Source organism: Kitasatospora sp. NPDC092039 (assembly GCF_044756065.1).
GTDB lineage: Bacteria > Actinomycetota > Actinomycetes > Streptomycetales > Streptomycetaceae > Kitasatospora.
In genome coordinates this window covers 70,981-84,052 of the sequence record NZ_JBIVSD010000002.1, presented here as the reverse complement: position 1 = coordinate 84,052, position 13,072 = coordinate 70,981, and the positions used below count along the sequence as shown (strand labels likewise).

The following is a 13,072-nucleotide window of genomic DNA, read 5'->3' as shown; positions in this document are numbered from 1 at the left end:
TCTCGCATCTCAGCGAGAGGTTACCCGGCAGGACTGACATCGATAGCACCGTTTTTCCGTGCGACGAGATCACCCCCGGGGTCGCTACCGAGGTCACTTCCCTCTCAGATCCATAGTGGCAAATGTCTTCAAGTGATCGGGAGGGGGCCAGGTCCGAACGTCTCCGATCATTCCCGGTGGCGTCCGGTGGCCGCTCCCTACCGTCGTGGTCACAGCCGCGGACAGGCGCGGAACGAGCCGCGGAACACCCGCCGACCCACGGGAGGACAGCCACGATGGCGAACCTGGAGACGACCCTCAAGGAGGCCATGGCGATCGACGGCGCCATCGGCGTCGCCCTGGTCGACTACGGCAGCGGCATGGCCCTCGGCACCCTCGGCGACGGCGGCGAGCTGGACCTCAACGTCGCGGCGGCCGGCAACACCGACGTGGTCCGGGCCAAGATGCGCGCGATGGAGGCGCTCAACCTCCTGGACAACGAGATCGAGGACATCCTGATCACGCTGACCCACCAGTACCACGTGGTCCGGCCGATCACGACGCCCAGCGGGCGCGGGCTGTTCCTCTTCCTGGCGCTCAACCGCAGCCGCTCCAACCTGGCGATGGCCCGCCACCGGCTCAAGCAGATCGAACTCGCGCTGGAGATCTGAGCCCGGACCGGCCCCGGGAAGGGGCCCGTGACGACGGGGGCACGGCCGGCCCGGGCCGCCGCACCGCCTACCGGCGCAGCAGCTCCGCCAGCCCCTCCGCCAGCCGCTCGTACTCCCCCGGCCGGTTGTACAGCTGCGCGCTGACCCGCAGCACCCCGCCGCCGGCCCACGGGCGGACCGCGACCCGGGTGCCGAGCCGGCGCCACACCTCGGCCATCAGCGCCTTCACCTGCGGCTCGGTCTCGCCGCAGCCGGCCGGCAGCCGGACGGTGCGCATCCACACCCCGGGCGTCGCGGGCAGCGCCGGCAGGCCCGCCCGCTCGACCAGCACCCGGTGGCCGTACCCGGCGAGGGAGGTGTTGTGGGCGGTCACCGCGGCGCGGCCGAGTCCGCGGAGCAGTTCGAATCCCGCCGGGGCGGCCAGCCAGGGCGTGTAGTCGCAGGTGCCGCGCCACTCGACGTTCCCCGGGAAGCCCCCGTCGTGCTCCCAGGAGAGCGCCAGCGGGCGCACCCGGCCGGTCCACTCGGGGCGGACGGCGAGCACCCCGGTGGCGCGCGGGGCGAAGGCCCACTTGTGCAGGTTGCCGAACCAGAAGTCGGCGTTCGGGTCGATCGGGGCGGGCAGCATGCCGGGGGCGTGGGCGCCGTCCACCACGGTGGTCACACCGCGGGCGCGCAGGTCGGCGAGCAGGGCCGGGCCGGCCACCAGCCGGGCGGTGGGCGAGGTCAGCTGGTCCAGGACCGCGACGGTGGTGCGCCCGTCCACGGCGGCCAGCACCGCCTCCCGGACGGCCTGCTCGTCGGGAGCATCCAGCGGCACCCGGGCGACCACCACCTCGGCGCCCGTCTCGGCGGCCTTGCGGGCGGCCGCCCGGGTCACCGCGCCGTAGCCGTGGTCGGTGACCAGGATCCGGTCGCCGGGCGCGAACGGGATGCTGTCCAGGGCGATCGCGGCGGCCTCGGTGACGTTGGCGACCAGCGCGAGCCGGTCCGGGTCGGTGTCCAGCTCGGCGGCGATCAGGGCGCGGGCGGCGGCGATCCGGGCCGGGAGGTCGGCGAAGAAGCCGTCCGGGTCCCGTTCGTGCTCGGTGCGCAGCCGCTGCTGCGCCCGCTGCACCGGGAGGGGCACGGCGCCGAAGGAGCCGTGGTTCAGGTGGGCGGTCCCCGGGGACACGCTGAACAGTCCGTCGGCGGCGGGCAGCGGTGCCGGGGGTTCGACGGTCCGCAGGTCCTCGATCACGGTTTCCTCCGCTTGCGCAGACTGATGTGTGACATTTCACATGACAGACTACTGGTCGGGACCCGCACCCCGCGACCACCATCGGGCCGTGACCATCACCGACGCCTTCCTTGCCCTCAGCGCCCGTACCGGTCGGTTCACCTTCGGCGCGCCGCGTGCGTTCACCCTCGCCGAGGACGGTACCCGGCTGCTGCTGCTCCGCTCGACCGGTCCGGAGGATCCGGTCGACCGCCTCCACCTGCTGGACACCGCCACCGGCGAGGAACGGCTGGTCGCCGACCCGGCCGCACTACTGCCCGGCCGCACCGGCCGGCGCGACGACCTGCCCGCCGTCGAGCGCCGGCTGCGCGAGCGCACCCGGCTGGTCGCCGCCGGCATCGGCACCTACGCCGCCACCGCCGACCTCGCCACCGCCGTCTTCACCCTGGACGGCCGGCTGTTCCGCACCGACACCGCCGCCGGCACCAGCGACGAACTCCCGGTCGCCGGGCCCGCGTTCGACCCCCGGCCGGACGCCACCGGGCAGCGCGTCGCCTACGTCGCCGAGGACGCCCTGTACGTCACCCCCGCCCTCGAACCGTTCTCCCCCGCCGACGGCGCCCGCTGGGGCGTCGCCGAGTTCGCCGCCGCCGAGGAGCTCGGCCGCGCCCGCGGCCACTGGTGGCGCCCGGACGGCGGCGCGCTGCTGGCCGCCCGGGTGGACGAGTCCGCCGTCCCCCGGCGGTACTTCGCCGACCCGGCGCACCCCGGCGAGGCGCCCGAGGACTTCGCCTACCCGCAGGCCGGCGGCCCCAACGCGGACGTCCAGCTCTGGGTGCTCGGCCTCGACGGCACCCGGGTCCGACTGCGCTGGGACGCCGAGGAGTTCCCGTACGTCTGCGCCGCCTCCTGGGCCTCCGCCGAGGAGGTGCTGCTCACCGTCGCCGACCGCCTGCAGCAGACCGTACTGCTGCTGAGCGCCGCCCCGGCCACCGGCGAGACCGGTGAACTCTCCCGCACCACCGACGAGTTCTGGGTGGACGACCTGCCCGGAACCCCCGCCCGGCTGGCCGACGGCCGGCTGCTGACCGTCCACGACACCCCGCAGGCCCGCGGCCTCGCGCTGGACGGCAAGCCGCTGGACACCACCGGCCTGCAGATCCGCCGGGTGGTCGGCCGGCTGCGCGGCCGGCTGCTCTGCGAGACCGGCGAGGGCGACCCCTTCGACCAGTACGTCCACCTGATCGACCCGGACGGCGGCGCGCCCGAGCCGCTCACCACCGGCCCCGGCCTGCACTCGGCCCTCGCCGCCGCCGACGTCCTGCTGCTCGCCTCGGCCACCGCCGACGGCGTGCGCCGCGTCGTCAGCCGCGACGGCCGCGAGCTGCCGCTCACCGACCGCAGCGCCCCGCTGCCCCACCGGGTGGAGCCGCGGCTCGCCCGGGTCACCGAACGCGCCCTGCCCAGCGCCGTGGTGTACCCGCGCGACCACGTCCCCGGCCGGCGGCTGCCCGTCCTGCTGGACGTCTACGGCGGGCCCGGCTACCAGGCGGTGGCCGCCGAGCCGCGCCGCTGGCAGCTCAAGCAGTGGTGGGCCGACCAGGGCTTCGCGGTGGTCACCGTCGACAACGGCGGCACCCCGTTCGTCTCCCCGGACTTCACCCGGACCATCTTCCGCCGCTTCTCCCGGGTGGCGCTGGACGACCAGGTCGACGCCCTGCACGCGCTCGCCGAGCGCCACCCGGACCTCGACCTCGGCCGGGTCGGCGTGCGCGGCTGGTCGTACGGCGGCTACTTCGCGGCGCTCGCCGTGCTGCGCCGCCCGGACGTCTTCCACGCCGCCTGCGCGGGCGCCCCGCCCACCGACTTCCGGCTCTACGACACCGCGTACACCGAGCGCTACCTCGGCCTGCCGCAGGACAACCCCGAGGGCTACGCCGACGACTGCCTGATCACCGACGCGCCCGGCCTGAGCAGGCCGCTGCTGCTGATCCACGGGCTGGCCGACGACAACGTCCACCCCTCGCACACCCTGCTGCTCTCCCAGGCGCTGACCAGGGCCGGCCGGCCGCACAGCGTGCTGCCGCTGCCCGGGGCCACCCACATGACCCCGGGCGGGCTGCTGGAGCAGCTGGCGCAGGCCGAACTCGCCTTCCTGCGGGCCTCCCTGGGGTGATCCGTCGCGCCACCCGGGCCCGGTGAGGAGAGGGCGCCGCCACCCGAGGGTGCGGCGCCCTCTCGCTTGCTCCCGACCCCTTCACGTAATCCGTGACATGTGAAATATTACCTGCGCTTCAGCTACCGCCCCCGGAGCACCGGAACACCCTCCGAAGCACCCCATCCCCCGAAAGGACCGGTCAGTTGCGCAGACTGTCCGCGGCCCTCGCTGCCGCGCTCACCACGAGCGCGATAGCGGCCACCCTGCTGGGCACCCCCGCCCAGGCCGCTCCCCCCGCCACCCTCACCGCCACCGCGGCCGCCGAGTCCGCCCAGCAGGGCGCCGAGGCCCCGCCCGCACCGATGGCCCCGCAGGAGCGCGAGCGCCAGGCCCTGCGCGGCAAGGCCCTGGAACAGCTCAACAAGGGCGCGCTCGACCAGGGCGTCGCCGCCGAGTCCGCCGCCAAGCGGGCCCCGGCGAAGGTGCGGATCGGCGACGACTACGTCCAACTCGCGCACCAGCGCACCGACAAGGTCTTCGTGATCCTCGCCCAGTTCGGCGACCAGGTGGACGACACCACCCAGTGGAACGGCCAGCCCCGCTACGGCGGCACCCCGGGCCCGCTCCACAACCGGATCCCCAAGCCGGGCAAGGACGACAACCACACCCTGTGGTCGGCGGACTTCGACCGCGCCTACTACCAGAAGCTGTTCTTCGACGACACGCCCGGCACCGTGTCGATGCGCAACTACTACCGCACCCAGTCCTCCGGCCGGTACGACGTCGAGGGCACCGTCAGCGACTGGGTCACCGTCCCGTACAACGAGGCCCGCTACGGCAGCAACAAGGGCCCGCAGGGCTCCGGCGCCTGGACCCAAGGGCAGGAGTTCATCCGGGACGCCGTCAAGGCCTGGTACGACGGCGAGATCGCCAAGGGCCGCTCCGCCGCCGACATCAGGGCGCAGCTCGCCCAGTACGACGTCTACGACCGCTACGACTACGACAAGGACGGCGAGTTCGGCCGGCCGGACGGCTACCTGGACAACGTCGTCGTGGTGCACGCGGGCGTGGACGAGACCTGGGGCGGCGGCGCCCAGGGCGCCGACGCACTGTGGGCGCACCGCAGTTGGGCCTTCCCGGACGCGACCGGGCAGACCGGCCCGGAGGGCAACCGGATCGGCGGCGCCCCCGTCGGCGACAGCGGCCTGTACGTCTACGACTACGTCCAGGGCGGCGAGAACAGCGGCGTCGGCCTGTTCGCCCACGAGTACGGCCACAACCTCGGCCTGCCCGACCTGTACTCCACCACCGGCGGCGACAACAGCGTCAACTTCTGGTCGCTGATGTCCTCCGGCTCCTACCTCGGCAAGGGCCCGAACACCACCGGCGGCTACCCCGGCGACCTCGACGCCTGGAGCAAGCTGCAGTTCGGCTGGCTGGACTACGACGAGGCGCAGGCCGCCACCCGCTCCACCCACGCCCTCGGGGTGAGCAGCTACAACACCGACCAGGCCCAGGCCGTCCTCGTCCACCTGCCCGACGGCACCACCCGCACCGACCTCGCCGACCCGTACGAGGGCGGCAGGCAGTGGTGGAGCGACACCGGCGACAACCTCGACAACTCCCTCGCCCGGGAGGTCGACCTGCGCACCGCCGCCGGCCCGGCCGCCCTGGACGCGGCGGTCTGGTACGACACCGAGCAGGACTACGACTTCCTCACCGTCGAGGCCTCCACCGACCAGGGCCAGCACTGGACCGCCCTCGGCGGCACCGTGGACGGCGCCCCGATCGGCAGCACCAACGCCAACGTCCCCGGCCTGAGCGGCAGTTCCGGGAGCTACAAGCAACTGCACATCCCGCTGGACGGCTACCTCGGCCGGCAGGTCAGGCTGCGCTTCCACGTCACCTCGGACGGCAACACCCACGGCCGGGGCGTGCTGGTGGACGCCGTGAAGGCCACCGCCGGCCCCGCCGTGCTGTTCGCCGACGGCGCCGAGAACGGCACGGACGGCTGGACGGCCAACGGCTTCACGGTCATCACCGGCCGCACCGCCGTCAAGCAGCACCCGCGCGCCTACCTCGCCGAGAACCGCCGCTACACCGGCTACGGGGCGTTCCTGAAGACCGGCCCGTACAACTTCGGCTACACCGGCGTCGCGGGCAAGGCCAACGTGGTGGACAACTACCCGTACCAGGAGGGCGTCCTGATCTGGCTGTGGGACACCTCGTACGGTGACAACAACACCAAGGACCACCCCGGCGGCGGGCTGATCCTGCCGATCGACGCCCGCCCGGCGCCGGTCCGCTTCGCCGACGGCACGCTGGTCAACGGGCGGGCGCAGACCTACGACGCGACCTTCTCGCTCAAGCCGACCACCGCGTTCACCCTGCACAAGGGCGGCGTCGCGGTGCGGGTGCCGGCCAAGCCGGCCGTCCCGGTGTTCGACGACCGCACCGGGGTGTACGGCGACGCGGCCACGCCGCAGCTGACGGTGAAGGTGCCGGACACCAACACGAAGATCGAGGTGGTCCGGGAGTCCCAGGGCGGGAGGGTCACCACCGTCCGGGTAGGCCCGGCCTCCTGACGACGACCAAAGGCGCGAAACGGCCCCGGATCCCCCCGACGAAAAGGGATCCGGGGCCCGCTCGTGCGCCCGGAGCCGGGCCGGTGCCCCTCAGCGCCCCGGACCGCGGGCGGTGCGCGCGGCGGTGGCCACCCCGAGGACGGTGATCGCGGCGATCCCGAAGGTCATGTACCGGGCCGCGTCGACCGGGGCGTCCCCGCCCAGGTTGACCAGGGTCCCGGCCAGCGCCGAGGTCACCGAGAAGGCGATCAGCTGGGTGGTGTTGACCGCCGCGGCCGCCTTGCCGCCCTCCGCCGGGTCGTCGCTGCTGCGCATCGCCGCCACGCTCAGGTGCGGGAAGGCCAGCCCGATCCCGGTGCCGGCGACGAACAGCGCCGCCGCCCACAGCACCACCCGGAGCCCGGAGGCGTGCCCGGTCTGCGACAGCCCGTAGACCAGCAGGCCGCCGACCAGTACCAGCGGGGCAGTGCGGACCGCCAGGGCCCGGCCGCGGGCCGACTCGATCCCCACGCTGAACAGCTGGGCGGTGGTCCAGCCGGCCGAGACCGCGGCGCCGAGGAATCCGGCCACCAGCGGGCCGAGGCCGCCCAGCTGCTGGCCGAACAGCGGGATGAAGTTCTCCGCCACCACGCCCGCGCAGAGCACCGCGACGGTCAGGTAGAGCCACTTCAGCGGGCTGCCGGCCCGGTAGGTCTGCTGCGGCAGCACCGTCGCCGCCGCGCGGCGCTCGACCGCCACGAAGCCCGCCAGCAGCGCCACACCGGCGAGCAGGCAGACCGCCGTCGGCCAGCCGCCCGGCACGGTCGAGCTGACGCTGAAGGCCGCCGCCGCCAGGGTGAGCAGCAGCAGCGAGGGCATCGGCACCGGGCCGCTGCCGTGCCCGTCGCCGGAGCGTCCGGGCAGCACCCGGCGGGCCAGCAGCGCCAGCACCAGCGCGGCGACCAGCAGCAGGACGTACGCCCCGCGCCAGGCGCCGAGCTGGGCGAACAGCCCGCCCAGCGACGGTCCGACCAGGGTGCCGACGCCCCACATCGCGGAGACCAGCCCGGCCGCGCGGGTCCACAGCCGCTCCGGCAGGGCGCCGCGGATCACGGCGTAGCCGAGCCCGGCCACCAGCCCGCCGCCGAGGCCCTGCACCACCCGGCCGAGGATCAGCGCCGCCATCGACGGGCTGAGCGCGTTGAGCACCGCGCCGGCGCCGAACACCAGGAAGCCCAGCACGTAGGCCCGGGCGGCACCGAGGCGGTCCAGCAGCCGGCTGACCAGCATCGAGGCGATGACGGCCGCCATCAGGAAGCCGGTGGCCACCCACGCGTAGTACCGCTCGCCGCCGATGTCGGCGACGATCGAGGGCATCAGGGCGGCGGTGAAGTAGAGGTTCATCGCGTACAGCGCGACGCCCCCGGCCAGGATCGAGGCGGCGGCGGCGTACCGGCGGGAGAAGAGTTCACGCCACCCGCCGCAGGCTCCCGCGGCCGGCGTCTCCGACGGGTAACCATCCAGCTCGGCAGCGGTGGTGGCGTTCTTGACGGCAGCTGATTCGGTCACGTCCGGTACGCTAGGACTTCAACAGAACTTGAAGTCAAGGAGTCCGCCATGACCACCGCGCCGGTCGATCTGCTGAGCGTCGGCGAGGTGGCCCGGCGGGCCGGGATCGCCACCTCGGCGGTGCGCTTCTACGAGGACCAGGGGCTGATCTCCTCCGAGCGCACCACGGGCAACCAGCGGCGCTACCGGCGGCACGTGCTGCGCCGGATCTCGCTCATCCTGGTCGCCAAGCGGCTCGGCATCCCGCTCGCCGAGGTCGCCGAGGTCTTCACCGGCCTGCCCGAGGACCGAATGCCCGGCAAGCACGACTGGGAGCGGATCTCCCGGCGCTGGGCCGAGCAGCTGCGCGCCCGCCGGGCCGAGCTGGAGCGGCTGGAGGACGAGCTGACGGGCTGCATCGGCTGCGGCTGCGTGTCGCTGCGGCGCTGCCGGGTGCTCAACCCGGGGGACGAGCTGGCCGCCGAGGGCCCGGGCCCGCGCCGGCTGCTGCCGGAGGAGGGCCTGCTGCCCGTCGAGGAGTGACCTGGCCGAGGAACGACCGGGACGGGGAGCGACCGGGACGGGAAGTGACCGGGACGGGAAGTGCCGGAGCCGGGTGGAACCCGGTCGGACGCGGCCCTCGCAGGGTTCCCCGCCGCGTCCGACCGGGGGTCTTGTGGCGCCTCAGGCCTCCGGGAAGTGGCAGGCCGCCCGGCGCTCGCCTGGCCCGGCGATCCTCAGCAGCGGCCGCTCGGTCCGGCAGAGGTCCTGGGCCTTCGGGCAGCGCGGGTGGAAGCTGCACCCGGGCGGCGGGTCGGCCGGGCTCGGCGGGTCGCCGAGCAGGACGATCCGCTCCCGGTTCCGCTCCGCCTCCGGGTCCGGCAGCGGGACGGCGGACAGCAGCGCCCTGGTGTACGGGTGCGCGGGGCTGCCGTACACCTCGGCCTTGTCGCCGATCTCCACGATCCGGCCCAGGTACATCACCGCGACCCGATCGCACACCCGCTTGACCACCGAGAGGTCGTGCGCGATGAACACGTACGCCAGTCCCAGTTCCTGCTGGAGCCGCTCCATCAGGTTGACCACCTGGGCCTGGATGGAGACGTCCAGCGCGGAGACCGGCTCGTCGGCGACCACCAGCCGCGGCGAGGTGGCCAGCGAGCGGGCGATGCCGATGCGCTGGGCCTGGCCGCCGGAGAACTCGTGCGGGTAGCGGTCCAGGTGCTCGGGGATCAGCCCGACCAGCTCCATCAGCTCGGCGGCCCGCTTGCGCGCCGCCGTCGCGCTCTCGCCCTGGACGAGCAGCGGCTCGGAGATGATCCGGGCCACCGTCTGCCGGGGGTTGAGCGAGGAGTACGGGTCCTGGAAGACCATCTGGAGGTCGCGCCGGTGCGGCCGCAGCCTGGCCTGGGAGAGCCCGCCGATCTCGGTGCCGTCGAAGGTGACGGTGCCCGAGGTCGGGTCGAGCAGCCGGACGATCATCCGGCCGGTGGTGGACTTGCCGCAGCCGGACTCGCCGACCAGGCCGAGCGTCTCCCCCGCCCCGACGTCGAAGCTCACCCCGTCCACCGCCCGGACCGGCGCTCCGGGCCGGCCGGTGCGGCCGCGCCGGCCGGGGAAGGTCTTCACCAGGTCCCGTACGGACAGCAGCGGTTCGGCCGCGCCCTTCGTCGACGGCGTGGTCATCACAGCACCCCTTCCGGCACCAGCGGCAGGTGGCAGGCGGCCTGGTGGCCGGGGGCGAGCAGGTCGAGCGGGGGGCGCTCGGCCAGGCAGCGGGCGTGCTCCTCGGCGGACGCGGCGGTGGTGCGGGCGCAGCGCGGGGCGAAGGAGCAGCCGGGGACGGGGGCGATCAGCGACGGCGGGCTGCCGGGGATGGCCCGCAGCGGGGCGTCGTCGGTGTCGTCCAGGCGCGGCAGCGAGTCCAGCAGGCCGCGCGTGTACGGGTGCGCCGGCCGGGCGAACAGCCGGTCCACCGGGGCCTGTTCGGCGGCCCGGCCGCCGTACATGACCAGCACCTCGTGGGCGACCCGGGCGACCACGCCGAGGTCGTGGGTGATCATCACGACGCCGAGGCCGCGCTCCTGCTGGATCCGGGCGATCAGGTCGAGGATCTGCGCCTGGACGGTGACGTCGAGCGCCGTGGTGGGCTCGTCGGCGATCAGCAGCTCGGGCTCGCAGGCGAGCGCCATGGCGATCATGACGCGCTGGCGCATGCCGCCGGAGAACTGGTGCGGGTACTCGTCGACCCGGCGGGCCGGCTCCGGGATGCCGACCTCGGCCAGCATCTCCACCGCCCGGGCCCGGCCGGCCTTGCGGCCGGCCTTGAAGTGCACCCGGTAGTGCTCGGCGATCTGCTCCCCGACCGTGTAGAAGGGGTGCAGGCTGGACAGCGGGTCCTGGAAGATCATCGCGATCCGGCGGCCCCGGACGGTGCCGAGCTCCCGCTCCCCCAGGCCGCCCAGCTCCTGCCCGTTCAGCCGGATCGAGCCGGTGACGGTGGCGCCGCGGTGCAGGCCCATGACGGCGAGCGAGGTGACGGACTTCCCGCTGCCCGACTCGCCCACCAGGCCGAGGGTGCGCCCGGCCCGGACGGTGAAGGAGATCCCGTCCACCGCCCGGACGCTGCCGCGCGGGGTGTCGAAGGCGACCTTGAGGTCCTCGACCTCCAACAACTCGGTCATCAGTACCTCACTCTCGGGTCGACGAACGCGTAGAGCAGGTCGACCAGCAGGTTCGCCGCGACGATGAAGAAGGCCGCGAGCAGGGTGACCCCGAGGATGACCGGCTGGTCCGACCGGGCCAGGCCGTCGTAGAACAGCCGGCCGACGCCGGGCAGGCCGAAGATCGACTCGGTGATGACCGCGCCGGCCAGCAGGCCGCCGAGGTCCATCCCGAAGATGGTCAGGATCGGCGTCATCCCGGAGCGCAGCCCGTGCTTGACGGTGACCGTCCGCGGTGGCAGGCCCTTGGCCCGGGCGGTGCGGATGTACGGTTCGGCCATCGCCTCGATCATCGAGTTGCGGCTCTGCCGGGCGTACATCGCCGCGTACAGCAGGGCCAGCGCGATCCACGGCAGCAGCAGGTTGGAGCCCCACTGCAGGGGGTTCTCGGTGAACTCGTGGTACGCGGGGTAGGGCAGCACGCCGGCCGTCCTGACGACGCCCCAGATCAGCATGATCGAGGTGAAGTAGACCGGCAGCGAGGCGGTGCCGACGGACAGCACCATCAGCGCCCTGTCGAGCGGCCGGCCCTTGCGCAGCGCCGAGGTGACGCCCGCGCCGAGGCCGAGGACCAGCCAGAGCACGGCCGCGCCGAGCGCCAGCGAGACGGAGACCGGCAGACGGTCGGTCAGCAGATCCCACACCGGCAGCCCGTACTCGTAGGAGTAGCCGAGGCAGGGGAAGCCGCAGTGCACCGCGCTGGGGCCGGAGCCGTAATCGCGGCCGGCGAAGATGCCGCCCAGGTAGGCGAGGAACTGCTCCCAGAGCGGCTTGTCCAGGCCCATCGCCGCCTTGACGTCGGCGAGCCGCTCGGGGCTGCAGGTCTTGCCGCAGGCGGCCGCGGCCGGGTCGTTGGGCAGCAGGTAGAAGATGGTGAAGGTGATGGCGCAGATGGCGAGCAGGATGCCCGCCACGCCGAGCAGCCGGCGGCCGAGGTAGAGGATCACGACCGGCCTCCCCGGGGGTCGAGGATGTCGCGCAGCGCGTCTCCGAGCAGGGTGAAGGCGAGCACGGCGACGAACAGGAAGGCGGTCGGGATCAGGAAGTAGGTCGGGTCGGTCTCGTAGTGCACGATGCTCTCGGCGATCATCTGGCCCCAGGACGCGGTCGGCGGGCGGACGCCCACGCCGAGGTAGCTGAGCGCGGCCTCGGTGGCGATCATCCCGGGGATGAGCAGGGTGGTGTAGGCGATGATCGGGCCGGAGACGTTCGGCAGGATCTCGCGGGTGAGGATCCGCCAGGAGCGCGCCCCGCCGACCTTGGCGGCCTCGACGTACTCGCGGTGCTTGAGCGAGAGGGTCTGGCCGCGCACCACCCGGGCGATGCCGGGCCAGGTGAAGAGCCCGATCACCAGGGTGATCAGCAGGATCCGGTTGACGTCCTTGGCCACCGACATCATCGCGATCATGAAGATCAGCGAGGGGAAGGACATCGTGAGGTCCATCAGCCGGGACAGCACGGTGTCGGTGCGCCCGCCGAAGTAGCCCGCCGCGATGCCGGCCAGGGTCCCGACGACCACGACGACGGCGGTCGCGGTGAACGCGATCAGCAGGGAGACCTGCCCGCCGTGCAGCACCCGGGCGAACAGGTCGCGGCCGGTGATGGGCTCGACGCCCAGCCAGTGCCGGGCGCTGATGCCGCCGAAGTCGCCCCGGGGCAGGCCGCCCAGGTACGGGTCGACGGCGCGCTTGTCGAACTCCTCGGGGGTCCAGCCGCCGAGCGAGCTGAGCGGGCCGGCCAGCGCGGCTGCCAGCAGCAGCACGCCGACGGTGACCAGTCCGAACCGGGCCGGGCCCTTGGCCCACAGCTGGTCCCAGACCAGCCGCCAGGGCCCGCGCCCGGAACTCCTCCCGGCGCCCGGCGCCGTGGACCCGGTCACGGCGACGGGCTCGGGCACGGCGACGGACCCGGCCGCGGCGACGGGCTCGGGCACGGCGACGGACCCGGTCACGGCGACGGGCTCGGGCACGGCGACGGACCCGGTCACGGCGACGGGCTCGGGCACGGCGACGGACCCGGCCGCGGCGACGGGCTCGGGCACGGCGACGGACCCGGTCACGGCGACGGGCTCGGGCACGGCGACGGACCCGGTCACGGCGACGGGCTCGGGCACGGCGACGGACCCGGCCGCGGCGACGGGCTCGGCCGTTCCCCGCCCGGCTCCGGCCGTTCCTGGTCCGGTGCCGACGCTCCCCGCTCCGGCACCCTCC

10 protein-coding genes are annotated in these 13,072 nt (G+C 74.0%); 4 read left to right on the top strand and 6 right to left on the bottom strand.

The window, feature by feature from the left end:
* Positions 1–275 precede the first annotated feature (275 nt).
* Positions 276–650: a hypothetical protein gene (locus ACIQI7_RS03710; RefSeq protein WP_401104744.1), complete on the top strand. Its 375-nt coding sequence runs from the start codon at positions 276–278 to the stop codon at positions 648–650.
* Positions 651–717: 67 nt separating this feature from the next.
* Here ACIQI7_RS03710 and ACIQI7_RS03705 read toward each other — a convergent pair whose 3' ends face one another.
* On the bottom strand, positions 718–1,890 hold the full coding sequence (locus ACIQI7_RS03705) for an aminotransferase class V-fold PLP-dependent enzyme (RefSeq protein WP_401104741.1): 1,173 nt from the start codon (positions 1,888–1,890) through the stop codon (positions 718–720).
* An 88-nt stretch (positions 1,891–1,978) separates the two neighbouring features.
* Here ACIQI7_RS03705 and ACIQI7_RS03700 point away from each other — a divergent pair, with 88 nt between their 5' ends.
* Positions 1,979–4,045 carry a prolyl oligopeptidase family serine peptidase gene (locus ACIQI7_RS03700; RefSeq protein WP_401104738.1) on the top strand — a complete coding sequence of 689 codons (2,067 nt, stop codon included), beginning with the start codon at positions 1,979–1,981 and terminating at the stop codon, positions 4,043–4,045.
* A 185-nt stretch (positions 4,046–4,230) separates the two neighbouring features.
* Positions 4,231–6,612 (top strand): immune inhibitor A domain-containing protein, encoded by a 2,382-nt coding sequence (locus tag ACIQI7_RS03695; protein ID WP_401104736.1) that lies wholly within the window; start codon positions 4,231–4,233, stop codon positions 6,610–6,612.
* 90 nt (positions 6,613–6,702) lie between these two features.
* Here the strand turns inward: ACIQI7_RS03695 and ACIQI7_RS03690 are convergent, their stop codons facing one another.
* Positions 6,703–8,160 carry an MFS transporter gene (locus tag ACIQI7_RS03690; protein ID WP_401104733.1) on the bottom strand — a complete coding sequence of 486 codons (1,458 nt, stop codon included), beginning with the start codon at positions 8,158–8,160 and terminating at the stop codon, positions 6,703–6,705.
* A 48-nt stretch (positions 8,161–8,208) separates the two neighbouring features.
* Between ACIQI7_RS03690 and soxR the strand changes: the two genes are divergently transcribed.
* Positions 8,209–8,682 (top strand): redox-sensitive transcriptional activator SoxR, encoded by a 474-nt coding sequence (gene soxR / locus ACIQI7_RS03685; protein ID WP_387759915.1) that lies wholly within the window; start codon positions 8,209–8,211, stop codon positions 8,680–8,682.
* Between the two features lie 141 nt (positions 8,683–8,823).
* On the opposite strand, the gene ACIQI7_RS03680 is transcribed toward soxR, so the two are convergent.
* Genes ACIQI7_RS03680 through ACIQI7_RS03665 form a run of 4 tightly spaced genes read right to left on the bottom strand, consistent with a single transcriptional unit; the run spans position 8,824 to position 12,741 of the window.
* Positions 8,824–9,825 (bottom strand): ABC transporter ATP-binding protein, encoded by a 1,002-nt coding sequence (locus tag ACIQI7_RS03680; RefSeq protein WP_401104730.1) that lies wholly within the window; start codon positions 9,823–9,825, stop codon positions 8,824–8,826.
* A complete protein-coding gene (locus ACIQI7_RS03675; RefSeq protein WP_401104727.1) occupies positions 9,825–10,823 on the bottom strand; it encodes an ABC transporter ATP-binding protein in 999 nt (332 codons plus the stop codon). Before ACIQI7_RS03675 ends, ACIQI7_RS03680 begins: the two co-directional genes overlap by 1 nt.
* Positions 10,823–11,809: an ABC transporter permease gene (locus tag ACIQI7_RS03670; protein WP_401104725.1), complete on the bottom strand. Its 987-nt coding sequence runs from the start codon at positions 11,807–11,809 to the stop codon at positions 10,823–10,825. Before ACIQI7_RS03670 ends, ACIQI7_RS03675 begins: the two co-directional genes overlap by 1 nt.
* Positions 11,806–12,741 carry an ABC transporter permease gene (locus ACIQI7_RS03665; protein WP_401105667.1) on the bottom strand — a complete coding sequence of 312 codons (936 nt, stop codon included), beginning with the start codon at positions 12,739–12,741 and terminating at the stop codon, positions 11,806–11,808. Before ACIQI7_RS03665 ends, ACIQI7_RS03670 begins: the two co-directional genes overlap by 4 nt.
* Positions 12,742–13,072: the final 331 nt, after the last annotated feature.

Coding starts and splice junctions, on each gene's coding strand:
- ACIQI7_RS03710 (WP_401104744.1), top strand. CDS start 276: ATGGCGAACCTGGAGACGACCCTCAAGGAGGCCATGGCGATCGACGGC.
- ACIQI7_RS03675 (WP_401104727.1), bottom strand. CDS start 10,823: ATGACCGAGTTGTTGGAGGTCGAGGACCTCAAGGTCGCCTTCGACACC.
- soxR (WP_387759915.1), top strand. CDS start 8,209: ATGACCACCGCGCCGGTCGATCTGCTGAGCGTCGGCGAGGTGGCCCGG.
- ACIQI7_RS03680 (WP_401104730.1), bottom strand. CDS start 9,825: ATGACCACGCCGTCGACGAAGGGCGCGGCCGAACCGCTGCTGTCCGTA.